The following is a 21,124-nucleotide window of genomic DNA, read 5'->3' as shown; positions in this document are numbered from 1 at the left end:
TTACTCCTCCACTTTAACCATATAGTAAACCGCGTTAACCATACCGCGTACTGCAGGCGTGTCTTCACGCTCTACGGTGTGGCCAATACGACGCAGACCCAGGCCAACCAGAGTGGCTTTATGCTTAGGCAAGCGGCCGATTGAACTACGGGTTTGAGTGATTTTAATAGTCTTAGCCATCGTGATTACCCCAGAATTTCTTCAACGGATTTACCACGCTTAGCAGCGACCATTTCCGGAGATTTCATATTGCCCAGGCCGTCGATAGTTGCACGAACCACGTTAATCGGGTTAGTAGAACCATAGGCTTTTGCCAGTACGTTATGAACTCCAGCGACTTCCAGAACGGCGCGCATTGCACCACCGGCGATGATACCGGTACCTTCTGAAGCCGGCTGCATGAACACGCGGGAACCCGTGTGTGCACCTTTAACAGGGTGCTGCAGGGTGCCGTTGGTCAGCGCGACGTTAACCATGTTGCGACGGGCTTTCTCCATCGCTTTCTGGATCGCTGCTGGAACTTCACGCGCTTTACCGTAACCAAAACCTACGCGACCATTACCATCGCCTACCACAGTCAGTGCTGTGAAGGAGAAGATACGACCACCTTTAACAGTTTTAGAAACACGGTTTACCGCGATCAGTTTTTCCTGCAGTTCGCCAGCTTGTTTCTCGATGTGTGCCATCTTAGACCTCTACCTTAGAACTGAAGGCCAGCTTCACGGGCAGCATCTGCCAGTGCCTGGACGCGACCATGATATTGGAAACCGGAACGGTCGAAAGAAACACCAGTGATGCCTTTTTCGATTGCGCGTTCTGCGATAGCTTTACCTACTGCAGCTGCGGCTTCTTTATTACCGGTATACTTCAGTTGTTCAGTGATAGCTTTTTCTACAGTAGAAGCAGCGACCAGAACTTCGGAACCATTCGGGGCGATTACCTGTGCGTAAATATGACGCGGGGTACGATGTACCACCAGGCGGGTAGCACCCAGCTCTTTGAGCTTGCGACGTGCACGGGTCGCACGACGGATACGAGCAGATTTCTTATCCATAGTGTTACCTTACTTCTTCTTAGCCTCTTTGGTACGCACGACTTCGTCGGCGTAACGGACACCCTTGCCTTTATAAGGCTCAGGACGACGGTAGGCGCGCAGGTCCGCAGCAACCTGACCAATCAGCTGTTTATCAGCGCCTTTCAGCACGATCTCAGTCTGAGTTGGACATTCTGCAGTGATACCCGCGGGCAGCTGGTGATCGACTGGATGAGAAAAGCCCAGAGACAGGTTTACCACGTCGCCTTTAACGGCTGCACGATAACCTACACCAACCAGCTGCAGCTTCTTAGTGAAGCCTTCGGTAACACCGATAACCATTGCGTTCAGCAGCGCGCGAGAAGTACCCGCCTGCGCCCAGCCGTCAACGAAACCTTCGCGCGGAGCGAAAGTCAGAGCGTTGTCAGCATGCTTAACTTCAACAGCATCATTGATAGTACGAGTCAGCTCGCCGTTTTTACCTTTAATCGAAATTACCTGACCGTCGAGTTTTACCTCTACGCCGGCAGGAACAACGACAGGTGCTTTAGCAACACGAGACATATGTATCCTCCGATTACGCTACGTAGCAGATAATTTCGCCACCAAGACCTGCCTGGCGCGCTGCACGATCAGTCATGACACCTTTAGATGTAGAAACGACAGCGATGCCCATACCAGCCATTACCTTTGGCAGCTCATCTTTTTTCTTATAGATGCGCAGGCCAGGACGGCTTACTCGCTGAATGCTTTCTACAACAGCTTTGCCCTGGAAATACTTGAGAGTAAGTTCCAGTTCCAGCTTGATGTCGCCTTCGATTTTGAAATCTTCAATATATCCTTCTTCCTTCAGAACGTTGGCAATTGCCAATTTCAGCTTGGAGGAAGGCATGGTGACCGCAACTTTGTTCGCGGCCTGACCGTTACGGATACGGGTCAGCATATCCGCGATCGGATCTTGCATGCTCATCTGTGTTACTCCCGTGATTCAATTGGTGACAATTACCAGCTAGCCTTTTTCAGACCCGGAATTTCACCGCGCATGGCGGCTTCGCGGACCTTGATACGGCTCAACCCAAACTTCCGCAGGAAACCGTGCGGACGACCTGTTTGACGGCAGCGGTTACGCTGACGTGAAGGGCTGGAATCACGCGGCAGACTCTGCAGCTTCAGAACAGCATCCCAACGGTCTTCGTCGGAAGCGTTCACATCAGAGATGATCGCTTTCAGTTCAGCGCGTTTAGCGAAGAATTTGTCTGCTAATTTTGCACGCTTAACTTCACGCGCTTTCATAGATTGCTTAGCCATTAAGTAACCCTACCTTACTTACGGAACGGGAAGTCAAAGGCAGCCAGCAGAGCACGGCCTTCATCATCAGATTTCGCAGTAGTGGTAATGGTGATATCCAAACCACGAACGCGATCGACTTTGTCGTAGTCGATTTCTGGGAAGATGATCTGCTCACGTACACCCATGCTGTAGTTGCCACGACCATCGAATGACTTAGCGGACAAGCCACGGAAGTCACGGATACGTGGAACTGCAATGGTGACCAGACGCTCAAAGAACTCCCACATGCGCTCGCCACGCAGAGTTACTTTACAGCCGATCGGATAGCCCTGACGGATTTTGAAGCCTGCAACTGATTTGCGTGCTTTGGTGACCAGCGGTTTTTGACCGGAGATTGCTGCCAGGTCAGCTGCTGCGTTATCCAGCAGTTTCTTGTCAGCGATCGCTTCACCAACACCCATGTTCAGGGTGATCTTCTCGACCCGAGGGACTTGCATGACAGAATTGTAGCCAAACTCTGTCATGAGTTTCTGGACTACTTCGTCTTTGTAGTAATCATGCAGTTTCGCCATCGTACTACTCCAAATTACTTGATAGTTTCGCTGTTAGACTTGAAGAAACGGACTTTTTTGCCGTCTTCGAATCTAAAGCCTACACGGTCAGCCTTACCAGTTGCCGCGTTGAACAGTGCAACGTTAGAAACCTGAATAGCAGCTTCTTTTTCAACGATGCCGCCTGGTTGGTTCAGAGCCGGAACCGGCTTCTGATGTTTCTTCACCAGGTTAATACCTTCAACGATGACCTTACCAGAAGACAGGACATTCTTAACTTTACCGCGCTTACCTTTATCTTTACCGGTTAACACGATAACTTCGTCGTTACGACGGATTTTAGCTGCCATTGTTCGCTCCTTAGAGTACTTCTGGTGCCAGAGAGATAATTTTCATGAACTTTTCAGTACGAAGTTCACGAGTTACCGGCCCAAAAATACGCGTACCGATAGGCTGCTCACTGTTATTGTTCAGAATAACGCATGCATTACCATCGAAGCGAATGACAGAACCGTCCGGGCGACGAACACCCTTCCTGGTGCGCACCACTACCGCCTTCAGGACATCACCTTTTTTGACTTTACCACGAGGAATTGCTTCCTTGATGGTAACTTTGATGATGTCACCGACGCCTGCGTAGCGACGGTGCGAGCCACCCAGAACCTTGATACACATTACGCGACGTGCACCGGAGTTGTCGGCGACGTTCAGCATAGTCTGTTCTTGGATCATTTTAGTGCTCCGCTAATGTCAACTACTACTTCGGGACCTAAACCTCAGGTCGTTAGAAAGCCCCATAATTGAGGGCGCGGCATTGTAACACCGGTTCTCACAGATGGGTAGAAAAAATAAACGGCTCTCAATCGAGCCGCTGATTTTCCCTGATGACAGGGAGGGCGTATTCTAGGGAATAGTGCGAACAGTAGCAAATGTAATCTGCCTTATTTTTCGTCGCCTCCCTAATAAAGTGCCCTTCTGACTCAACTAACCAATTTTCTGGCCAGTTGGTTATGCTGATGCAGCACGGCTGGCAGTTCAATTCCGGCCAGTTGTCCGTCACGCACCCTGACTTTTCCGTTGATGATGCTGTAAGAGACCTGCCCCGGATGACAGAACACCAGAGCGGCGACAGGATCGTGCCCTGCCCCGGCAAGACCAATGCGATTCAGGTCAAAGATCGCTAAGTCAGCCATCATCCCCGGTGCAATGGCGCCCACGTCGTCGCGATTCAGCACTTTTGCTCCACCCAGCGTCGCCAGCTCCAGAGCCTGACGTGCCGTCATCGCATCCGGGCCGAAACCCACGCGTTGCAACAGCATCGCCTGACGTACCTCTGCCATCATGTCTGAGCTGTCATTGGAGGCTGACCCATCCACGCCCATACCGACATGGACACCGGCATCACACATGTGGCGTATTGGTGCAATACCCGAACCGAGACGCATGTTTGAACAGGGACAGTGTGCAACGCCGGTTCCGGTGCGGGCAAAGAGCTCCATACCATGCTGATCCAGTTTTACGCAGTGTGCATGCCAGACATCCGGCCCTACCCAGCCGAGGTCCTCAACGTACTGCGCTGGCGTCATGTTGAATTTCTCGCGGCTATAGCGGATATCGCTGTCGTTCTCCGCCAGATGAGTATGCATTGAGACTTTGAAGCTGCGTGCCAGTGCAGCGGACTGCTTCATCAGCTCACGACTGACCGAGAACGGTGAACATGGTGCCACCACGATGCGTAACATCGAGCCGTGGCTGTCATCGTGATAGCGCTCAATCACGCGCTGCGTGTCCCTGAGGATGGCAGCTTCATTCTCAACCAGCGAATCAGGCGGCAGGCCACCCAGGGATTTACCGACGCTCATGCTGCCCCGGCTGGCATGGAAACGCATGCCCATTAACGCTGCAGCCTCAATGCTGTCGTCAAGCTTACAGCCGTTAGGGTAGACATAGAGATGGTCACTGGTGGTGGTACAACCGGAGAGCATTAACTCGGCCATCGAAATCTGCGTTGAGATATGAATCATCTCAGGTATCAGATTCTGCCATAGTGGGTAGAGGTGGGTCAGCCAGTTGAACAGTTCGCCGTTTTGTACCGCAGGAATAGCCCGGGTCAGGCTCTGATACATGTGATGATGCGTATTAATCAGGCCAGGTATAACAATGTGTCCCCGCAAATCGATAATCTCATCTGCGCTACCGGGTAACGAGCCTGCTTCCCCGACCGCAACGATCTGATTTCCTTTAATCAGAATACTGGCGTTCCGTATTTCCCGCCGGTCGGCATCCATGCAGACCACGCATTCAGCATTCTTCAGTAACAGAGTTCGTTCCATGCTATTGCCTGTGGGTTGTGATTGTGTGCTACCCGATAATAGCGGCAAGCTTTTGGCAGAGCTAATCGCAGGTAACAGTGGCAGCTTTATCAATGACCGGCGTAAGCGGTCAGGACTCTCCATTTTCACAGCACATTTCCTTGTACAGTAATGATAACCCGGACCTCTATGGCCCGCAGCTTTCAGGCCTCATTGCCTGAACCGTCTCAGCTTAGACCTGACGATCTGCTAGATTTTTGAGGACCATCAAATCTGCTCTGTCACAGGCACAAATGGATCAACCCCCAATTACAGGCAAAAAAAAACCCCCTGCCGAAGCAGAGGGTTTCCTCAGAGAATACAATTCTTATTACAGAACCGCTTTCTCGATTACGCGAACCAGGGTCCAGGATTTAGTCTTGGACAGTGGACGGCATTCGCGGATTTCTACCACGTCACCAATTCCACATTCATTGTTCTCGTCATGGATGTGCAGCTTGGTCGTACGTTTAATGAATTTGCCGTAGATCGGGTGTTTCACAAAACGTTCGATAGCAACAACTGCAGATTTCTGCATTTTGTCACTTACTACACGACCCTGCAGAGTACGGATTTTATCGGTCATTACGAACCCGCCTTCTCAGTCAGTAAAGTCTTAACGCGTGCAACATCACGGCGAACCTGTTTCAGCAGATGAGTCTGCTGCAGTTGGCCAGATGCTGCCTGCATGCGCAGGTTAAATTGCTCACGCAGCAGATTAAGCAGCTCAGTGTTCAGCTCTTCAACGCTTTTTTCACGCAGCTCAGTTGCTTTCATTACATCACCGTCTTAGTTACAAAGGTGGTTTTGATAGGCAGTTTTGCTGCTGCCAGCTTGAATGCTTCACGGGCCAGCTCTTCTGGTACGCCGTCCATTTCATACAGGACTTTACCAGGCTGGATCAGGGCAACCCAATACTCTACGTTACCCTTACCTTTACCCATACGCACTTCCAGCGGCTTCTCGGTGATCGGTTTGTCCGGGAATACTCGGATCCAGATCTTACCTTGACGCTTAACTGCACGGGTCATAGCACGACGTGCTGCTTCGATCTGACGAGCAGTCAGACGACCACGGCCAACAGCTTTCAGACCGAAAGTACCGAAGCTGACATCCGTACCCGCAGCCAGACCGCGGTTACGGCCTTTGTGCACTTTACGGAATTTCGTACGCTTTGGTTGTAACATCAGCGACTCTCCTTACTTACGGCCTTTACGCTGCTGCTTTTTAGGTTGAGCAGCCGGTTCCGGTTGTTCAACAGCAGCCATACCACCCAGGATCTCACCTTTGAAGATCCATACCTTAACGCCGATTACACCATAAGTGGTGTGCGCTTCAGAGGTGTTGTAGTCAATGTCAGCACGCAGTGTGTGCAATGGCACGCGACCTTCACGATACCATTCGGTACGTGCGATCTCAGCGCCACCCAGACGGCCGCTAACTTCAACTTTAATACCCTTCGCGCCAAGACGCATGGCGTTCTGAACTGCACGCTTCATAGCACGACGGAACATCACACGACGCTCCAGCTGTGAAGTGATGCTGTCAGCTACCAGTTTCGCGTCCAGTTCCGGCTTGCGGACTTCGGCGATATTAATCTGTGCAGGAACGCCAGCGATTTTCGCGACGACCGTGCGCAGTTTTTCTACATCTTCGCCTTTCTTACCGATAACGATGCCTGGACGAGCGGTGTGAATAGTCACACGGATGCTCTTCGCTGGACGCTCGATAACGATACGAGAGACAGATGCTTTAGCCAGTTCTTTAGTCAGGAACTGACGTACTTTAAAATCGCTGTCCAGGTTGTCAGCGAATTCGTTGGTGTTCGCAAACCAGGTAGAGTTCCATGGTTTTACAATACCCAGGCGAATACCATTAGGATGTACTTTCTGACCCATTGCTAGTCTCCAGAGTCTCAGCGATCGGACACAACCACAGTAATGTGGCTGGTGCGCTTCAGGATGCGATCTGCACGACCTTTGGCACGCGGCATAATGCGTTTCATGGTCGGACCTTCATCAACGAAAATTTTCGTGATTTTCAGATCGTCGATATCAGCGCCATCGTTGTGTTCGGCGTTAGCAATGGCAGATTCCAGAACTTTTTTGACCAGTACAGCCGCTTTCTTATTGGTGTAGGTCAAAATGTCCAGTGCCTGCGACACTTTCTTACCGCGAATCAGGTCAGCAACAAGGCGAACCTTCTGAGCAGAAGAACGAGCGTGGCGATGTTGAGCTAAAGTTTCCATCTCTTCCTCCTACTTATTTCTTCTTGGCTTTTTTATCAGCCGCGTGACCGCGATAAGTACGTGTCGGCGCGAATTCACCCAGTTTGTGACCAACCATTTCGTCGGAAACAAAGACAGGAACGTGCTGACGACCATTATGGACAGCGATGGTCAAACCGATCATGTTAGGAAAGATCGTTGAACGACGGGACCAAGTGCGCAAAGGCTTCTTGTCACCGCTTTCCACCGCTTTCTCTACCTTCTTCAGCAAGTGCAGGTCAATAAAAGGACCTTTCTTGAGAGAACGTGGCATGGCTTATCCTCTAATATTATTTGCTACGGCGACGTACGATAAATTTATCAGTACGCTTGTTGCTACGGGTCTTCTTACCTTTGGTCTGAACGCCCCACGGAGTTACCGGGTGCTTACCAAAGTTACGACCTTCACCACCACCGTGCGGGTGATCAACTGGGTTCATCGCGGTACCACGAACGGTCGGACGAACACCACGCCAACGGGCTGCACCAGCTTTACCCAGAACGCGCAGCATATGCTCAGCGTTGCCGACTTCGCCCAGTGTTGCGCGGCAGTCAGACTCGACTTTACGCATTTCACCTGAACGCAGACGCAGGGTAACGTAAGAACCTTCACGCGCAACGATCTGCACGTAAGCACCGGCTGAGCGAGCAATCTGACCGCCTTTGCCTGGTTTCATTTCTACGTTATGCACGGTTGAACCCACCGGGATGTTACGCATCGGCAGTGTGTTACCTGCTTTGATCGCAGCATCAACGCCAGATTGGATCTGGTCGCCGGCTTTCAGGCCTTTAGGGGCCAGGATGTAACGGCGTTCGCCGTCTTTGTACAGAACCAGTGCGATGTTCGCAGAGCGGTTCGGATCGTACTCAAGACGTTCAACGGTTGCCGGGATACCGTCTTTGTTGCGTTTGAAGTCAACAATACGATAAGCCTGCTTGTGACCACCACCGATATGACGGGTAGTGATACGACCATTGTTGTTACGGCCACCGGATTTGCTGTTTTTTTCTACCAGCGGGGCAAATGGTTTGCCCTTGTGCAGCTCCGCGTTTACCACTTTAACTACATGGCGACGACCCGGAGATGTCGGTTTACATTTAACAACTGCCATTGTCTTTCTCCTCCGACTTACTCAGCGCCGCCAGCGAAGTCCAGATTCTGGCCTTCTTTCAGGGTGACGTAAGCTTTTTTCCAGTCGCTACGACGACCGATACGCTGTCCTTGACGCTTAACTTTGCCCTTAACTACCAGGGTGTTTACGTCTTTAACTTCTACTTCGAACAGTTTCTCAACAGCAGCAACGATCTCTGCTTTGGTCGCGTCATTAGCAACTTTGAGAACGATGGTATTAGTTTTTTCCATCGCGCTAGATGCTTTTTCAGATACGTGCGGCGCGCGCAGTACTTTCAGCAGACGTTCTTCACGGATCATGCCAGCATCTCCTCAACTTGCTTAACTGCATCAGCAGTCATAACGACTTTGTCGAAGGCGATCAGGCTAACTGGGTCGATACCGGATGCATCACGCACGTCAACCTTGTACAGGTTACGCGCAGCCAGGAACAGATTCTCATCCAGTTCACCGGTGATGATCAGCACGTCTTCCAGCGCCATGTCTTTCAGTTTCTGTACCAGCAGCTTGGTTTTCGGTGCTTCTACAGCAAATGATTCGACAACGATCAGACGGTCCTGACGTACCAGTTCGGACAGGATGCTTTTCAGCGCGCCGCGGTACATCTTTTTGTTAACTTTTTGACTGTGGTCCTGCGGCTTCGCAGCGAAGGTCACGCCACCTGAACGCCAGATCGGGCTCTTAACAGAACCTGAACGCGCACGGCCGGTGCCTTTCTGACGCCATGGCTTTTTGCCTGAACCGGTTACTTCGGCGCGGGTTTTCTGCGCGCGAGTACCCTGGCGGGCGCCAGATGCGTAAGCAACAACAACCTGGTGAACCAGCGCTTCGTTGAAATCACGACCGAAGGTAGTTTCGGAAACAGTCAGCGCGCTCTGCGCGTCTTTCAATACTAATTCCATTGCTATCCCCTTACGCCTTCACAGCTGGTTTAACGATCAGGTCGCTACCGGTAGCACCGGGAACTGCACCTTTAACCAGCAGCAGGTTGCGCTCAGCGTCAACACGTACTACGTCCAGGCTCTGAACGGTTACGCGCTCATTACCCAGCTGACCTGCCATTTTCTTGCCTTTGAACACTTTGCCCGGAGTCTGGTTCTGACCGATCGAACCCGGAACGCGGTGAGACAAGGAGTTACCGTGAGTAGCGTCCTGGGTACGGAAGTTCCAGCGCTTAACGGTACCGGCGAAACCTTTACCTTTAGAGGTACCGGTTACGTCAACTTTCTTAACTTCAGCGAAAATCTCAACGCTAATGCTCTGACCTACAGAGTACTCTTCACCTTCAGCGGTGCGGAATTCCCACAGACCACGGCCAGCTTCAACGCCAGCTTTAGCAAAATGACCCGCTTCAGGTTTGGTCACACGGTTTGCTTTTTTAGCACCGGTGGTAACCTGAATTGCCTGGTAACCATCGTTTTCCAGGCCTTTGACCTGAGTAACGCGGTTCGCTTCAACTTCGATTACGGTGACGGGGATAGAAACGCCATCTTCAGTGAAGATGCGGGTCATGCCCACTTTTTTACCGACTAAACCAATCATTGTTTCAACCTCTCAATCGCTCGATGACCTGATTAACCCAGGCTGATCTGCACGTCAACACCGGCAGCCAGATCCAGACGCATCAGAGCATCAACCGTTTTTTCAGTTGGCTCAACGATGTCTACCAGACGCTTATGAGTGCGGATTTCGTACTGATCACGCGCATCTTTGTTAACGTGCGGAGAGATCAGAACGGTAAAACGCTCTTTGCGGGTTGGCAGCGGGATTGGACCACGAACCTGCGCACCAGTGCGCTTGGCGGTCTCAACGATTTCCGCGGTTGATTGATCGATCAGACGATGATCAAACGCTTTAAGACGGATACGGATTCTTTGGTTCTGCATGAGACCAGAGCTCCAAACTTTTTATAGACGAAAAAAATTACTACTCGAGCCCATTACGATTGATGGGAGAGTGTAATCGTTCAGCATATAACTCCCCAATTGGGAGTATTGTCAGGCGGCCTATATTTTAGCCGTCTGCGATTCTGCTCGAATCGCGCCTGCAATATCTGCAGGCCCGCGCATTATACGTAAATCTGCTCAGGAAGCAACCCGTGTTGCGGTTTTCCCTGTTAAATAGTGGCCGGTTCGTGCGGCACGCGTCGCAATGCAGTGTCGCAGAGCGGTTAAACCACAAACTTTGTTGCGAGCACTTTTCCGCCGTTATGTATCCATGGGTGACACAGAATAAGAAGCCGATGAAAGTGATCTGAACCTCTCATCCGGAGCAACATCATGTCACTGACCACTCAATTCGCAGCACTCGCTGGCGGAGGCGTACTGGGAAGCTTTCTTTCGCTGGCCTGTGTGCGCTTCTCACCTGCCCTCTCACCCGCTCAGTGGTTTATCGCACTCTGCTTTCCCGGTTCACGGTGTGATTGTTGTCAGCAGCGCCTGCTATGGCGCGATACGCTGCCATTGATTAGCTGGCCACGGTTAAGAGGTCGGTGCCGCTTCTGTCATCATCTGTTCAGTGCAGAAAGCTTTATCACTGAATGGCTGGTCGCAATACTTTGCCTGCTGGTACTGCAAAGCTTCACCGATCCTGCCGACGCTATCTTCGTCATTACTGCCTCCAGCCTGCTGCTTATGGTGGCTGCCATTGATCGCCACCACTTCTGTATACCTGACCCGCTCAGCTATCTGCTGCTCTGGCTGGGATTACTTCACGCCACCATGACCGGCAATGAAACAGCAGCGATATGGGGCGCCCTGTCGGGCTATTGTACATTATGGCTGCTCGCCTGGAGTTATCGGCAGGTTCGGGGCTACGAGGGATTAGGTTATGGTGATATGAAGCTTTTCGCGGCGTTAGGCGCATGCTGTGGGTGGCAGGCGCTACCCTGGATTGCGCTGGTTAGCACTTTTCTGGCGCTGACGGCAATCGTGATGCTGAAACTACGAGGGTCAATTCAGGAGAACAGCCCGCTGCCGTTTGGCCCTTTCCTGGCCATTGCGGGCTGGGTAACGATCGTGCTCCAGACGCGATTCACTCTTCTATGATTTGAGCCTGCAGATAGTTCTGGATACCCATCTTCTGGATTAATTCAAGTTCCGTTTCAATCCAGTCGATGTGATGCTCTTCATCAGCCAGGATTTCAATCATCATATCACGGCTGACATAGTCATGTACCTTGTCAGCATAGGAGATGGCCTCACGCAGATCCTTAGCGCCTTCCAGCTCCAGATTCAGGTCGCAACTCAGCATCTCCTCGACGTCTTCACCAATACGCAGACGTCCCAAATCCTGAAGATTTGGAATGCCCTCAAGAAAGAGAATGCGTTCAATGTATTTGTCCGCATGCTTCATCTCGTCGATCGATTCGTGATACTCCACATCGTTGAGGCGTGTCAGCCCCCAGTTTTTAAACATGCGCGCATGCAGAAAGTACTGGTTGATGGCAACCAGTTCATTTCCAAGCAGTTTATTAAGATGACTGATAACTTTGATATCGCCCTTCATTGTTAACCCTCCGCGTCTGGTTTATTAGAGCGTAGATGTGGTTAAAAAGAAGTCAAAAAAACGCGACAGATATTGTGGGTATTCACACATCCAGGGTCAGTCAGGCTATCTCTTTATAGAGTGGGGCATGGTGCATCTCTTCATCCATAATCTCACGCGCAGCACGAACGCATTTGCCACACTGTTTGCCTACCGGTACAAACTGGCGCAGTTGCTGAATAGATTTGGGCTGATAGCGACGCACAACTTCACGAAGGGTTTTATCACTGATGGCATTACACAGGCAGACGTACATTGATTCATCACTCGGGTACATTTTCTGCACACAGTGTAAATGCGAATCGTTTTTATTTCAAACCTACCCTTTGCAGGGTCATGGCCATTTTCAGAGCCAAAAAAAGAGCACCGAAGTGCTCTTTTCACTGTGTTGCAGTGGCCGTTTGCACGACCACAGCAGATATCACAATTAAGCGATAACTTTAGCAACAACACCCGCGCCAACGGTACGGCCACCTTCGCGGATTGCGAAGCGCAGACCTTCGTCCATTGCGATTGGGTGGATCAGGGTAACAACCATTTTGATGTTGTCGCCTGGCATAACCATTTCAACGCCTTCTGGCAGCTCTACTGAGCCGGTTACGTCAGTTGTACGGAAGTAGAACTGTGGACGATAACCTTTGAAGAACGGAGTATGGCGGCCACCTTCGTCTTTAGACAGAACGTAAACTTCTGACTCGAACTGGGTGTGTGGCTTGATTGAGCCTGGCTTAGCCAGAACCTGGCCACGCTGGATGTCTTCACGCTTGATACCGCGCAGCAGAACACCACAGTTTTCGCCTGCCTGACCCTGGTCCAGCAGCTTACGGAACATCTCAACACCGGTACAGGTTGATTTCGCAGTATCTTTGATACCTACGATTTCAACTTCGTCGCCGACTTTAACGATGCCGCGCTCAACACGACCGGTAACAACGGTACCACGGCCAGAGATTGAGAATACGTCTTCGATTGGCAGCAGGAACGGCATGTCGATCGCACGCTGTGGTTCTGGGATGTAGTTGTCCAGGTGCTCAGCCAGTTCGATGATTTTCGCTTCCCACTCAGCGTCGCCTTCCAGCGCTTTCAGCGCAGAACCACGAACGATTGGCGTGTCATCGCCTGGGAAGTCATAGGCTGACAGCAGGTCACGAACTTCCATCTCAACCAGTTCCAGCAGCTCTTCATCATCAACCATGTCGCATTTGTTCAGGAACACGATGATGTAAGGAACGCCAACCTGACGACCCAGCAGGATGTGCTCACGGGTCTGTGGCATCGGGCCATCAGTCGCAGCAACAACCAGAATCGCGCCGTCCATCTGCGCAGCACCGGTGATCATGTTTTTCACATAGTCGGCGTGGCCTGGGCAGTCAACGTGAGCGTAGTGACGAGTCGGGGTTTCATATTCAACGTGTGAAGTGTTGATGGTGATACCACGGGCTTTCTCTTCTGGTGCGTTATCGATCTGATCGAATGCACGCGCCTGGCCGCCGTAAGTTTTAGACAGTACGGTGGTGATAGCTGCAGTCAGGGTGGTTTTACCGTGGTCGACGTGACCGATGGTGCCCACGTTTACGTGCAGTTTGTTACGCTGAAATTGCTCTTTCGCCATGGCGATAATTCCTTACGTTGTGCCTTCACCATCTGGATGAAGGCATCAGTTCAAATTTAAACCGTAGCTTATTTGCTACGAGCTTCAATAACGGCCTGCGCTACGTTGTTCGGCGCATCGTCATACTTCAGGAACTCCATGGAGTAAGAAGCACGACCTTTGGTCAGAGAACGCAGCTGAGTTGCGTATCCGAACATCTCAGACAACGGAACTTCAGCGTGAATCTGAACGCCAGTAGCGTTAGATTCCTGCCCTTTAAGCATACCACGACGACGGCTAAGGTCACCGATGACATCACCCGTGTTCTCTTCTGGCGTTTCAACTTCAACCTTCATGATAGGCTCAAGCAGAACAGGTGTCGCTTGTTTAAAGCCTTGTTTGAAGGCAATAGACGCGGCCAGTTTAAACGCCAGTTCTGAGGAGTCGACATCATGGTAAGAGCCGAAGTGCAGACGCACGCCCAGATCCACAACCGGATAACCAGCCAGAGGGCCTGATTTCAGCTGCTCCTGGATACCTTTGTCAACCGCAGGGATGTATTCACCAGGAATCACACCACCTTTGATGTCGTTGACAAATTCGTAACCTTTCGGGTTCGAACCTGGCTCCAGTGGGTACATGTCGATAACAACATGACCATACTGACCACGACCACCAGACTGCTTGGCGTGTTTACCTTCAACATCGGTAACTTTGTTGCGAATCGCTTCACGGTAAGCAACCTGTGGTTTACCCACGTTTGCTTCAACGTTGAACTCACGCTTCATGCGGTCAACGATGATGTCGAGGTGCAATTCACCCATACCCGCGATGATGGTCTGGTTAGATTCTTCATCAGTCCATACGCGGAATGATGGGTCTTCTTTCGCCAGACGTCCCAGAGCCAGACCCATTTTTTCCTGGTCAGCTTTGGTTTTTGGTTCAACGGCGATAGAGATTACCGGCTCCGGGAACTCCATGCGCTCAAGGATGATGACGTTATCTGGGTCACACAGGGTGTCACCAGTGGTCACATCTTTCAGGCCGATCGCAGCTGCGATATCACCCGCACGGACTTCTTTGATTTCTTCACGCTTGTTAGCGTGCATCTGAACGATACGGCCCAGACGCTCACGGTTTGACTTAACCGGGTTGAACACGGTGTCACCGGTGTTAACAACACCAGAGTAAACGCGGAAGAAAGTCAGGTTACCTACAAACGGGTCAGTAGCGATTTTGAACGCCAGTGCAGCAAACGGCTCGTTGTCGTCTGAGTGACGAACAGCCGGCGTGTCTTTACCGTCGTCCAGCATACCGTTAATCGCGGTAACGTCAGTCGGTGCTGGCAGATATTCAACAACGGCATCCAGCATCGCCTGAACACCTTTGTTCTTAAATGCAGAACCACAGGTTACCAGGATGATTTCGTTGTTCAGAACACGCTTACGCAGAGATGTTTTGATCTCTTCTTCAGTCAGTTCTTCACCACCGAAGAATTTCTCCATCAGCTCATCAGAGCCTTCAGCAGCGGCTTCAACCAGCTTCGCATGCCATTCTTCAGCCAGTTCCTGCATATCAGCTGGAATGTCTTCGTAGTCGAAGGTTACACCCTGGTCTGCGTCGTTCCAGTTGATTGCTTTCATTTTCACCAGGTCAACAACACCGGTGAATTTCTCTTCTGCGCCGATAGCCAGCTGCAGAGGAACTGGAGTTGCGCCCAGACGAACTTCCATCTGATTAACAACTTTCAGGAAGTTAGCACCCATGCGGTCCATTTTGTTAACGAACGCAATGCGTGGAACTTTATATTTGTTAGCCTGACGCCATACGGTCTCAGACTGTGGCTGAACGCCACCAACTGCACAGTAAACCATTACTGCGCCATCAAGCACACGCATAGAACGTTCAACTTCGATGGTGAAGTCAACGTGTCCTGGGGTGTCGATGATGTTGATGTGGTGTGGTTCAAACTGCTTAGCCATACCAGACCAGTAACAGGTGGTCGCAGCGGAAGTGATGGTAATACCACGTTCCTGTTCCTGCTCCATCCAGTCCATGGTTGCTGCGCCGTCATGTACTTCACCGATTTTGTGGTTTACACCGGTGTAGAACAGAACGCGTTCGGTAGTGGTAGTCTTACCGGCGTCGATGTGCGCACTGATACCGATGTTACGGTAGCGAGCAATGGGTGTTTTACGAGCCATTTGATTCCTCGGTTTTTCGGACGTTCAAAATTAGTCAACCCCAGCGGGTTGGCCCTTTGGGCGCCCGCTGGTTTAACAACTACGCGACTGTTACCAGCGGTAGTGAGCGAACGCCTTGTTGGCTTCAGCCATACGGTGAACGTCTTCACGTTTCTTCACTGCAGTACCTTTGTTCTCTGCAGCATCAGAAAGTTCGTTCGCCAGGCGAAGAGCCATTGATTTATCACCGCGTTTACGAGCAGCATCTACGATCCAGCGCATTGCCAGGGCGTTACGACGAACCGGACGGACTTCAACTGGTACCTGATAAGTAGAACCACCAACGCGACGTGACTTAACTTCGACAGTCGGACGCACGTTTTCCAGCGCTACTTCAAAAGCTTCCAGGGAGTTTTTACCTGAACGCTGAGCCAGGGTCTCAAGCGCGGTATAAACGATTGATTCTGCAGTAGATTTTTTACCATCTACCATCAGGATATTTACAAATTTGGCCAGCAGCTCTGATCCGAACTTAGGATCTGGCAGAATTTTACGCTGACCAATGACGCGACGACGTGGCATGGAAATACTCCGTTGTTAATTCAGGATTGTCCAAAACTCTATGAGTTTATTATGACATTTAATTTAAAACGTTTGGCCTTACTTAACGGAGAACCATTAAGCCTTTGGCTTCTTCACGCCGTACTTGGAGCGAGCCTGCTTACGGTCTTTAACACCTGAGCAGTCCAGCGCGCCACGAACGGTGTGGTAACGCACACCTGGCAGGTCTTTTACACGACCGCCACGGATCAGGATCACGGAGTGTTCCTGCAGGTTATGACCTTCACCGCCGATGTAGGAGGTAACTTCAAAACCGTTGGTCAAACGCACACGGCAGACTTTACGCAGTGCGGAGTTTGGTTTCTTAGGAGTGGTGGTGTACACACGAGTACAAACGCCACGTTTTTGCGGGCAAGCTTCCAGCGCCGGCACGTTGCTCTTTGCAACTTTGCGGACGCGTGGTTTGCGAACCAGCTGGTTAACTGTTGCCATTAAATAGCTCCTGGATTTGCTTTTGCTTCGTAAACACGTAATAAATCGCCTCGTAGAATTACGAGGAGGCAGAATTTTAGGGCTGAGTCAAAGGGGTGTCAAGAAATAACCAGGTTTTAGCCGATTACCAGACCATTTGCTGCGGATGCCTGATCGTTAGCGTGACAAAGCCAGTATAGTCTACTGACTGCACGCTGCTCGAAATTTGCTCATTGAGTCCGCGCGCCTGGACATCCTCAGCAAGCACCCATAGCGTTGCTTTACACGCTGACAACTGCGCCAGGGCGCGACTGCCCGCCAGGGCAGCCAGCACGCCATCCTGCAGCAGTAGCAGATCATCACCTGCTCCCGTCATGAGCAGCAGAGTCTCAAGATCACAATGTGCCGGTGAGTGCATTAAAGTGTGCAGCATTAACGTCTCTCAGAAAGTCAGAATGCGATCATAGCTGGCCAGCGTCTGCCGCAGCTCCGGCGCGTCCAGTAGCGTAACATTCAGCAACCGGTCAGCGTCAACCGCTAACCCACGCGCTATCAGCGATGTCTGGCAGAGATAACACTGTTCAATGTCATACAGTGCCAGCACGCCAAAGGTCGCGGCATAGTGACGACTCTTAATCGCCTCAGGCTGCTGGTGCAGATTGAGCTGCAGTACGCCATCACCAATAAAAAACAGGCCGATATCTTCACTGAGTGCGCCCGTAGCCAGCGCGGCATCCAGCCCCTCGCGCCCTGCACTGCTACCGTGCGGTGCCCGGGTAAAGACAAATGCGACACGATTCATCAGAACTGCACCATACGTTCACAGGTCAGCGCCGCTTCTGCCAGCGCACCCAGCCCGCTCAGGGTAAAACCCGGCTGCAGGTTACTGCCCGCCAGCTGGAGTCGGGCCGCTTCCTGTTGATCGCTGACACCACGCCGCAGCGCAGCCGCTACACAGATGTTCAGTGCCACACCCTGCTCCTGATGTAATGTCTGCCACGCGCGTACCAGATCAAACTCATCGCTGGCCGGTGCAGTGAGCTGGTTAGCGTTCAGCACCCCTTCGCGATAGAAGAATACGCTGTCAAGCTGATGACCCGCCTTCAGCAGCGCGCGGGCGAACAGATATGCACTGGTCGCCTGTTGCGTCCCGTAAGCCGGGCCGGTGACCAGCAGGGTATAGCGCATTACCGATCCTGTCCCTGGAAGTCGCCATTTTTAAACTGACGAATGTAGAGATAGACGGTGTGCTTCGAGATGTTCAGCCGTTCAGCTACCTGGTTGATGGCATCTTTAATGTCGAAGATTCCCTTCTCATACAGGTTCAGCACAATCTGGCGATTCTTGGCGTTGTTCGATACATTGCGATCCGCGCTCACCTCTTCAATAGTGAACTCCAGCGTCTGCATCACCAGATCGTCGACCGAACTGGCGAAGTTGACGTTAGAGTCAACCTGCTGCATTTCTGGCGGCATGAAAGTCGACATGATCTGTGAGAACGGCACATCCAGGTTCATGTTGATACAGAGCAGGCCAATAACCCGTTGCTGACGGTTACGAATCGCGATGGTGACCGACTTCATCAGCACGCCGCTTTTGGCACGCGTGAAATAGGCACGTGACACGTTGCTGTCCGCGCCATGCATATCATGCAGCATACGCAGGGCCAGGTCGGTAATCGGCGAACCGACTTTACGACCAGTGTGTTCACCATTGGCGATACGCACGGCCGAACACTTCAGATCTTCAAGCGAATGCAGGACAATTTCACAATGCGAGCCGATCAACATCGCCAGGCCATCCACGACAGCCTCGTACGATTTCAGAATATCGTAATCAGTTTCTTCGAACGGGCGCTGCTCCAGAAGATCGAAGTCGCTCAGTTCACCCGGATTGAATGGATTAGACATTGAAGAGTATCACCCTGAATGGCTGGAGCCTGTCACAGCGGCTTATGGGCAGACTCAATATTGGGATAATTAGGCAGGCATTAGTCTGGCAAATGTCGTCGGCTTATGCCAGAGGTTTGTCGTGAAGCTAAAATGAAACCGCCGCCCGGAGGCGGCGGTCAGCAGATTACTGCGCTTTTTCTGCAGCAGCAGGCGCAGGGGCCTGTGCTTTTTCATCTGCTTTAGGCGCGGGTTTGATATCAAGCAGTTCAACATCAAAGACCAGGGTGGAGTTAGCCGGGATGCCCGGAACGCCATTTTTGCCGTAAGCCAGATTCGGTGGGATCACCAGCTTGATCTTGCCACCTTTCTTCACGTGCTTCAGACCTTCAGTCCAGCCTGGAATCACGCCATCCAGACGGAATGAGAGTGGCTCGCCACGGGTATAAGAGTTGTCAAATTCAGTACCGTCGATCAGCGTACCTTTGTAGTTAACCACGACTGTATCGCTGTCTTTAGGCGCGTCGCCGGTACCTTCTTTCTCAACTTTATACAGCAGGCCGCTTTCGGTTTTCTTCACGCCGCTCTCTTTAGCAAATTTGGTTGCGAAAGCGTCGCCCTTTTCAGCGTTCTCTTTCGCATCTTTTTCCATTTTCGCTGAGGCTGCGCCTTTCACGCGGCCTTCAAAGGATTGCAGTGTCTGCTCAATCTCTTCATCAGACAGTTTACTCTTGCCACCAAACGCATCCTGAACACCAGCAATCAGCTGCTGCTTATCCAGTTTGATGCCCAGTTTTTCCTGCTCCTTCAGGGAGTTGTCCATGTAGCGACCCAGTGAAGCACCCAGTGCGTAGGCAGACTGCTGGTCTTCATCTTTAAAAGCCGCATTCTTAGGTGCCTGAGGCGCGGACTGTGGCGCGGCGGCTGGTGCAGCCTGTGGCGCCGCAGCGGTGTCTGCTGCCATTGCCATTGATGCATTCAGTGCAACAGCCATAGTGGTAGCTAACAATGTGACTTTAAACAGTGATTTCATCCATTCTCCAAAACCGAAGCGTCTAACCTCGGGAAACATTGCGGACTTCAGGGCCCACACTATAACTTTACGTGGCAGTGTCGAACACTCCCACAATGTAATTACCCGGTCTACCTCCGACCCTCATAACATCGGGAAGTTTCATCAGAGATGATGCCGCGCTGCCTTTTTTCAAGCGCAACGCTTCCGGGCGTGAAAAAAACAGGTGATTCCTGGCATTCAGGTCGTAGAATCACGCCCTGAGTCGCACCTTAACAGAGGAACAGGTCATGCAACAATCTGAGTGGGAACAGCGTCTGGAGACGTTAGAAAGTAAACTGGCCTTTCAGGAGATGACCATTGAGCAGCTGAACAGCGCGGTGGTTCAGCACGAGCTGGAGATGAACAAGATGCGTGAGCAGATGCGCATTTTAACCGACAAGCTCAAAGCGAATGCGCCATCGATGGTCGCCTCGCAGTCTGAAGAGACGCCACCGCCACACTACTGATGGCTGGCGGTGTCTGGCCCTGGCTCAGCCGGGCCGAACCAGAGTATCAGCCAAAAGAAAGGCCACCCAAAGGTGGCCTTGAAAGGTCTGTTGAGACTTAGTGGCTGCAGCCGCAACCGCCAGTACCACAACCGCCTTTACCGTGGTCGTGGTCGTGATCATGGCCGTGATCGTGGTCATGATGATGGCCATCTGCACCGTGAACGTGGCCATGAGCCAGCTCTTCCGGTGTGGCTTCACGGATAGCAACCACTTCAACGTTGAAGTTCAGGTTCTGGCCCGCCAGCATGTGGTTACCATCAACCACGACGTGATCGTCTTCCACTTCGGTGATTTCTACCGGTACCGGACCCTGATCGGTCTCTGCCAGGAAGCGCATGCCAACCTGCAGTTCATCAACGCCCATGAAGACGTCTTTAGGCACGCGCTGCACCAGGTTGTCATCGTACTGACCATAAGCATCGTTTGCCGGGATATGCACGTCAAACTTGTCGCCGGCAACGTGGTTTTCCAGCGCATTTTCCAGACCAGAAATCAGGGAACCATGACCGTGCAGGTAGTCTAACGGTGCGCTCACCGGTGACTCGTCAACTAACACGCCGTCTTCTGTACGTACCTGATAGGCCAGGCTTACCACCAGGTCTTTTGCTACTTTCATGATATCTCCTAACCGTTGAGAGCTGAGATCCCGTCTCATTGGTCTATTCTTGCGTGCAATAACACCAACCAGAAAGGTTCG

The 21,124-nt window shown here is 51.6% G+C and carries 35 protein-coding genes; 2 read left to right on the top strand and 33 right to left on the bottom strand.

Annotated features, from left to right (window positions below; all coding sequences use genetic code 11):
- The 21 genes from rpmD to rpsJ all read right to left on the bottom strand — a co-directional run bounded on the left by rpmD (position 1) and on the right by rpsJ (position 10,509).
- Complete coding sequence (gene rpmD, locus QSK07_RS19055) at positions 1–180, bottom strand: 50S ribosomal protein L30 (RefSeq protein WP_017345842.1); 180 nt, start codon at positions 178–180, stop codon at positions 1–3.
- A 5-nt stretch (positions 181–185) separates the two neighbouring features.
- Complete coding sequence (rpsE, locus tag QSK07_RS19050; RefSeq protein WP_003850164.1) at positions 186–686, bottom strand: 30S ribosomal protein S5; 501 nt, start codon at positions 684–686, stop codon at positions 186–188.
- 14 nt (positions 687–700) lie between these two features.
- The gene (gene rplR / locus QSK07_RS19045; protein WP_003850163.1) at positions 701–1,054 is read right to left on the bottom strand and encodes a 50S ribosomal protein L18; all 354 of its coding nucleotides are present in this window, start codon (positions 1,052–1,054) and stop codon (positions 701–703) included.
- A 9-nt stretch (positions 1,055–1,063) separates the two neighbouring features.
- Complete coding sequence (gene rplF / locus QSK07_RS19040; RefSeq protein WP_013359237.1) at positions 1,064–1,597, bottom strand: 50S ribosomal protein L6; 534 nt, start codon at positions 1,595–1,597, stop codon at positions 1,064–1,066.
- A 13-nt stretch (positions 1,598–1,610) separates the two neighbouring features.
- Positions 1,611–2,003 (bottom strand): 30S ribosomal protein S8, encoded by a 393-nt coding sequence (gene rpsH, locus QSK07_RS19035; protein WP_003850158.1) that lies wholly within the window; start codon positions 2,001–2,003, stop codon positions 1,611–1,613.
- A gap of 32 nt (positions 2,004–2,035) precedes the next feature.
- Positions 2,036–2,341, bottom strand: coding sequence for a 30S ribosomal protein S14 (gene rpsN, locus QSK07_RS19030; protein ID WP_008927132.1), 306 nt, complete (start codon positions 2,339–2,341; stop codon positions 2,036–2,038).
- Positions 2,342–2,355: 14 nt separating this feature from the next.
- Entirely contained in the window at positions 2,356–2,895 is a 540-nt protein-coding gene (rplE, locus tag QSK07_RS19025) for a 50S ribosomal protein L5 (RefSeq protein ID WP_003850155.1), read from the bottom strand.
- 14 nt (positions 2,896–2,909) lie between these two features.
- Positions 2,910–3,224, bottom strand: a complete 315-nt coding sequence (gene rplX / locus QSK07_RS19020) for a 50S ribosomal protein L24 (protein WP_003850150.1) — start codon at positions 3,222–3,224, stop codon at positions 2,910–2,912.
- A 10-nt stretch (positions 3,225–3,234) separates the two neighbouring features.
- Positions 3,235–3,606 carry a 50S ribosomal protein L14 gene (gene rplN, locus QSK07_RS19015; RefSeq protein WP_006120590.1) on the bottom strand — a complete coding sequence of 124 codons (372 nt, stop codon included), beginning with the start codon at positions 3,604–3,606 and terminating at the stop codon, positions 3,235–3,237.
- A gap of 248 nt (positions 3,607–3,854) precedes the next feature.
- Positions 3,855–5,207, bottom strand: coding sequence for an 8-oxoguanine deaminase (locus QSK07_RS19010; RefSeq protein ID WP_285722323.1), 1,353 nt, complete (start codon positions 5,205–5,207; stop codon positions 3,855–3,857).
- 349 nt (positions 5,208–5,556) lie between these two features.
- Positions 5,557–5,811, bottom strand: coding sequence for a 30S ribosomal protein S17 (rpsQ, locus tag QSK07_RS19005; RefSeq protein ID WP_003850147.1), 255 nt, complete (start codon positions 5,809–5,811; stop codon positions 5,557–5,559).
- Positions 5,811–6,002 (bottom strand): 50S ribosomal protein L29, encoded by a 192-nt coding sequence (gene rpmC, locus QSK07_RS19000; RefSeq protein WP_003850146.1) that lies wholly within the window; start codon positions 6,000–6,002, stop codon positions 5,811–5,813. The genes rpsQ and rpmC overlap by 1 nt, the downstream gene beginning before the upstream one ends.
- Positions 6,002–6,412: a 50S ribosomal protein L16 gene (gene rplP, locus QSK07_RS18995; RefSeq protein WP_008927134.1), complete on the bottom strand. Its 411-nt coding sequence runs from the start codon at positions 6,410–6,412 to the stop codon at positions 6,002–6,004. The genes rpmC and rplP overlap by 1 nt, the downstream gene beginning before the upstream one ends.
- Before the next feature lie 12 nt (positions 6,413–6,424).
- Positions 6,425–7,123, bottom strand: coding sequence for a 30S ribosomal protein S3 (gene rpsC, locus QSK07_RS18990; RefSeq protein ID WP_008927135.1), 699 nt, complete (start codon positions 7,121–7,123; stop codon positions 6,425–6,427).
- A gap of 17 nt (positions 7,124–7,140) precedes the next feature.
- A complete protein-coding gene (rplV, locus tag QSK07_RS18985; protein ID WP_008927136.1) occupies positions 7,141–7,473 on the bottom strand; it encodes a 50S ribosomal protein L22 in 333 nt (110 codons plus the stop codon).
- Between the two features lie 13 nt (positions 7,474–7,486).
- On the bottom strand, positions 7,487–7,765 hold the full coding sequence (rpsS, locus tag QSK07_RS18980) for a 30S ribosomal protein S19 (protein WP_001138115.1): 279 nt from the start codon (positions 7,763–7,765) through the stop codon (positions 7,487–7,489).
- A gap of 16 nt (positions 7,766–7,781) precedes the next feature.
- Positions 7,782–8,603, bottom strand: coding sequence for a 50S ribosomal protein L2 (rplB, locus tag QSK07_RS18975; protein ID WP_013359239.1), 822 nt, complete (start codon positions 8,601–8,603; stop codon positions 7,782–7,784).
- Between the two features lie 17 nt (positions 8,604–8,620).
- Complete coding sequence (gene rplW, locus QSK07_RS18970) at positions 8,621–8,923, bottom strand: 50S ribosomal protein L23 (RefSeq protein ID WP_003850708.1); 303 nt, start codon at positions 8,921–8,923, stop codon at positions 8,621–8,623.
- On the bottom strand, positions 8,920–9,525 hold the full coding sequence (gene rplD / locus QSK07_RS18965; RefSeq protein ID WP_009087590.1) for a 50S ribosomal protein L4: 606 nt from the start codon (positions 9,523–9,525) through the stop codon (positions 8,920–8,922). The genes rplW and rplD overlap by 4 nt, the downstream gene beginning before the upstream one ends.
- Before the next feature lie 10 nt (positions 9,526–9,535).
- A complete protein-coding gene (gene rplC, locus QSK07_RS18960) occupies positions 9,536–10,165 on the bottom strand; it encodes a 50S ribosomal protein L3 (protein ID WP_003850712.1) in 630 nt (209 codons plus the stop codon).
- A 32-nt stretch (positions 10,166–10,197) separates the two neighbouring features.
- Entirely contained in the window at positions 10,198–10,509 is a 312-nt protein-coding gene (rpsJ, locus tag QSK07_RS18955) for a 30S ribosomal protein S10 (protein WP_001181005.1), read from the bottom strand.
- 393 nt (positions 10,510–10,902) lie between these two features.
- Between rpsJ and QSK07_RS18950 the strand changes: the two genes are divergently transcribed.
- Positions 10,903–11,670, top strand: a complete 768-nt coding sequence (locus tag QSK07_RS18950; RefSeq protein WP_285722312.1) for a prepilin peptidase — start codon at positions 10,903–10,905, stop codon at positions 11,668–11,670.
- Here QSK07_RS18950 and bfr read toward each other — a convergent pair.
- The 11 genes from bfr to fkpA form a co-directional block, all read right to left on the bottom strand.
- Positions 11,657–12,130 carry a bacterioferritin gene (bfr, locus tag QSK07_RS18945; protein ID WP_285722310.1) on the bottom strand — a complete coding sequence of 158 codons (474 nt, stop codon included), beginning with the start codon at positions 12,128–12,130 and terminating at the stop codon, positions 11,657–11,659. The genes QSK07_RS18950 and bfr overlap by 14 nt on opposite strands.
- 100 nt (positions 12,131–12,230) lie before the next feature.
- Positions 12,231–12,425 carry a bacterioferritin-associated ferredoxin gene (gene bfd, locus QSK07_RS18940; RefSeq protein ID WP_285722359.1) on the bottom strand — a complete coding sequence of 65 codons (195 nt, stop codon included), beginning with the start codon at positions 12,423–12,425 and terminating at the stop codon, positions 12,231–12,233.
- A 171-nt stretch (positions 12,426–12,596) separates the two neighbouring features.
- Complete coding sequence (gene tuf, locus QSK07_RS18935) at positions 12,597–13,781, bottom strand: elongation factor Tu (protein ID WP_098052230.1); 1,185 nt, start codon at positions 13,779–13,781, stop codon at positions 12,597–12,599.
- Between the two features lie 68 nt (positions 13,782–13,849).
- A complete protein-coding gene (fusA, locus tag QSK07_RS18930; RefSeq protein WP_098052229.1) occupies positions 13,850–15,964 on the bottom strand; it encodes an elongation factor G in 2,115 nt (704 codons plus the stop codon).
- 90 nt (positions 15,965–16,054) lie between these two features.
- The gene (gene rpsG, locus QSK07_RS18925) at positions 16,055–16,525 is read right to left on the bottom strand and encodes a 30S ribosomal protein S7 (protein WP_009087603.1); all 471 of its coding nucleotides are present in this window, start codon (positions 16,523–16,525) and stop codon (positions 16,055–16,057) included.
- Positions 16,526–16,621: 96 nt separating this feature from the next.
- On the bottom strand, positions 16,622–16,996 hold the full coding sequence (gene rpsL / locus QSK07_RS18920) for a 30S ribosomal protein S12 (RefSeq protein WP_003852912.1): 375 nt from the start codon (positions 16,994–16,996) through the stop codon (positions 16,622–16,624).
- A gap of 124 nt (positions 16,997–17,120) precedes the next feature.
- Positions 17,121–17,408, bottom strand: a complete 288-nt coding sequence (gene tusB, locus QSK07_RS18915; protein ID WP_098052228.1) for a sulfurtransferase complex subunit TusB — start codon at positions 17,406–17,408, stop codon at positions 17,121–17,123.
- Between the two features lie 9 nt (positions 17,409–17,417).
- Positions 17,418–17,777 (bottom strand): sulfurtransferase complex subunit TusC, encoded by a 360-nt coding sequence (gene tusC / locus QSK07_RS18910; RefSeq protein ID WP_285722299.1) that lies wholly within the window; start codon positions 17,775–17,777, stop codon positions 17,418–17,420.
- The gene (tusD, locus tag QSK07_RS18905) at positions 17,777–18,163 is read right to left on the bottom strand and encodes a sulfurtransferase complex subunit TusD (RefSeq protein WP_275222229.1); all 387 of its coding nucleotides are present in this window, start codon (positions 18,161–18,163) and stop codon (positions 17,777–17,779) included. The genes tusC and tusD overlap by 1 nt, the downstream gene beginning before the upstream one ends.
- Positions 18,163–18,885, bottom strand: coding sequence for a helix-turn-helix transcriptional regulator (locus QSK07_RS18900; protein ID WP_275222230.1), 723 nt, complete (start codon positions 18,883–18,885; stop codon positions 18,163–18,165). The genes tusD and QSK07_RS18900 overlap by 1 nt, the downstream gene beginning before the upstream one ends.
- 166 nt (positions 18,886–19,051) lie before the next feature.
- Positions 19,052–19,897 carry an FKBP-type peptidyl-prolyl cis-trans isomerase gene (gene fkpA / locus QSK07_RS18895; RefSeq protein ID WP_013359250.1) on the bottom strand — a complete coding sequence of 282 codons (846 nt, stop codon included), beginning with the start codon at positions 19,895–19,897 and terminating at the stop codon, positions 19,052–19,054.
- Between the two features lie 269 nt (positions 19,898–20,166).
- On the opposite strand from fkpA, the gene QSK07_RS18890 reads away from it, so the two are divergent.
- Positions 20,167–20,385, top strand: a complete 219-nt coding sequence (locus tag QSK07_RS18890; protein ID WP_013359251.1) for a SlyX family protein — start codon at positions 20,167–20,169, stop codon at positions 20,383–20,385.
- A 97-nt stretch (positions 20,386–20,482) separates the two neighbouring features.
- Here QSK07_RS18890 and slyD read toward each other — a convergent pair whose 3' ends face one another.
- Complete coding sequence (gene slyD / locus QSK07_RS18885; protein WP_009087618.1) at positions 20,483–21,043, bottom strand: peptidylprolyl isomerase; 561 nt, start codon at positions 21,041–21,043, stop codon at positions 20,483–20,485.
- Positions 21,044–21,124: the final 81 nt, after the last annotated feature.

It is taken from the genome of Pantoea sp. QMID4 (assembly GCF_030270445.1).
In the GTDB taxonomy this organism is placed as follows: Bacteria; Pseudomonadota; Gammaproteobacteria; order Enterobacterales; family Enterobacteriaceae; genus Pantoea; species Pantoea vagans.
The sequence above is the reverse complement of the archived record's forward strand: the minus strand, read 5'-3'. Positions and strand labels throughout refer to the sequence as shown.

Bases quoted from the DNA above. Each gene is read 5' to 3' on its own strand.
- rpmD (WP_017345842.1), bottom strand. From the start codon at position 180: ATGGCTAAGACTATTAAAATCACTCAAACCCGTAGTTCAATCGGCCGC.
- rpsE (WP_003850164.1), bottom strand. From the start codon at position 686: ATGGCACACATCGAGAAACAAGCTGGCGAACTGCAGGAAAAACTGATC.
- rplR (WP_003850163.1), bottom strand. From the start codon at position 1,054: ATGGATAAGAAATCTGCTCGTATCCGTCGTGCGACCCGTGCACGTCGC.
- rplF (WP_013359237.1), bottom strand. From the start codon at position 1,597: ATGTCTCGTGTTGCTAAAGCACCTGTCGTTGTTCCTGCCGGCGTAGAG.
- rpsH (WP_003850158.1), bottom strand. From the start codon at position 2,003: ATGAGCATGCAAGATCCGATCGCGGATATGCTGACCCGTATCCGTAAC.
- rpsN (WP_008927132.1), bottom strand. From the start codon at position 2,341: ATGGCTAAGCAATCTATGAAAGCGCGTGAAGTTAAGCGTGCAAAATTA.
- rplE (WP_003850155.1), bottom strand. From the start codon at position 2,895: ATGGCGAAACTGCATGATTACTACAAAGACGAAGTAGTCCAGAAACTC.
- rplX (WP_003850150.1), bottom strand. From the start codon at position 3,224: ATGGCAGCTAAAATCCGTCGTAACGACGAAGTTATCGTGTTAACCGGT.
- rplN (WP_006120590.1), bottom strand. From the start codon at position 3,606: ATGATCCAAGAACAGACTATGCTGAACGTCGCCGACAACTCCGGTGCA.
- QSK07_RS19010 (WP_285722323.1), bottom strand. From the start codon at position 5,207: ATGGAACGAACTCTGTTACTGAAGAATGCTGAATGCGTGGTCTGCATG.
- rpsQ (WP_003850147.1), bottom strand. From the start codon at position 5,811: ATGACCGATAAAATCCGTACTCTGCAGGGTCGTGTAGTAAGTGACAAA.
- rpmC (WP_003850146.1), bottom strand. From the start codon at position 6,002: ATGAAAGCAACTGAGCTGCGTGAAAAAAGCGTTGAAGAGCTGAACACT.
- rplP (WP_008927134.1), bottom strand. From the start codon at position 6,412: ATGTTACAACCAAAGCGTACGAAATTCCGTAAAGTGCACAAAGGCCGT.
- rpsC (WP_008927135.1), bottom strand. From the start codon at position 7,123: ATGGGTCAGAAAGTACATCCTAATGGTATTCGCCTGGGTATTGTAAAA.
- rplV (WP_008927136.1), bottom strand. From the start codon at position 7,473: ATGGAAACTTTAGCTCAACATCGCCACGCTCGTTCTTCTGCTCAGAAG.
- rpsS (WP_001138115.1), bottom strand. From the start codon at position 7,765: ATGCCACGTTCTCTCAAGAAAGGTCCTTTTATTGACCTGCACTTGCTG.
- rplB (WP_013359239.1), bottom strand. From the start codon at position 8,603: ATGGCAGTTGTTAAATGTAAACCGACATCTCCGGGTCGTCGCCATGTA.
- rplW (WP_003850708.1), bottom strand. From the start codon at position 8,923: ATGATCCGTGAAGAACGTCTGCTGAAAGTACTGCGCGCGCCGCACGTA.
- rplD (WP_009087590.1), bottom strand. From the start codon at position 9,525: ATGGAATTAGTATTGAAAGACGCGCAGAGCGCGCTGACTGTTTCCGAA.
- rplC (WP_003850712.1), bottom strand. From the start codon at position 10,165: ATGATTGGTTTAGTCGGTAAAAAAGTGGGCATGACCCGCATCTTCACT.
- rpsJ (WP_001181005.1), bottom strand. From the start codon at position 10,509: ATGCAGAACCAAAGAATCCGTATCCGTCTTAAAGCGTTTGATCATCGT.
- QSK07_RS18950 (WP_285722312.1), top strand. From the start codon at position 10,903: ATGTCACTGACCACTCAATTCGCAGCACTCGCTGGCGGAGGCGTACTG.
- bfr (WP_285722310.1), bottom strand. From the start codon at position 12,130: ATGAAGGGCGATATCAAAGTTATCAGTCATCTTAATAAACTGCTTGGA.
- bfd (WP_285722359.1), bottom strand. From the start codon at position 12,425: ATGTACGTCTGCCTGTGTAATGCCATCAGTGATAAAACCCTTCGTGAA.
- tuf (WP_098052230.1), bottom strand. From the start codon at position 13,781: ATGGCGAAAGAGCAATTTCAGCGTAACAAACTGCACGTAAACGTGGGC.
- fusA (WP_098052229.1), bottom strand. From the start codon at position 15,964: ATGGCTCGTAAAACACCCATTGCTCGCTACCGTAACATCGGTATCAGT.
- rpsG (WP_009087603.1), bottom strand. From the start codon at position 16,525: ATGCCACGTCGTCGCGTCATTGGTCAGCGTAAAATTCTGCCAGATCCT.
- rpsL (WP_003852912.1), bottom strand. From the start codon at position 16,996: ATGGCAACAGTTAACCAGCTGGTTCGCAAACCACGCGTCCGCAAAGTT.
- tusB (WP_098052228.1), bottom strand. From the start codon at position 17,408: ATGCTGCACACTTTAATGCACTCACCGGCACATTGTGATCTTGAGACT.
- tusC (WP_285722299.1), bottom strand. From the start codon at position 17,777: ATGAATCGTGTCGCATTTGTCTTTACCCGGGCACCGCACGGTAGCAGT.
- tusD (WP_275222229.1), bottom strand. From the start codon at position 18,163: ATGCGCTATACCCTGCTGGTCACCGGCCCGGCTTACGGGACGCAACAG.
- QSK07_RS18900 (WP_275222230.1), bottom strand. From the start codon at position 18,885: ATGTCTAATCCATTCAATCCGGGTGAACTGAGCGACTTCGATCTTCTG.
- fkpA (WP_013359250.1), bottom strand. From the start codon at position 19,897: ATGAAATCACTGTTTAAAGTCACATTGTTAGCTACCACTATGGCTGTT.
- QSK07_RS18890 (WP_013359251.1), top strand. From the start codon at position 20,167: ATGCAACAATCTGAGTGGGAACAGCGTCTGGAGACGTTAGAAAGTAAA.
- slyD (WP_009087618.1), bottom strand. From the start codon at position 21,043: ATGAAAGTAGCAAAAGACCTGGTGGTAAGCCTGGCCTATCAGGTACGT.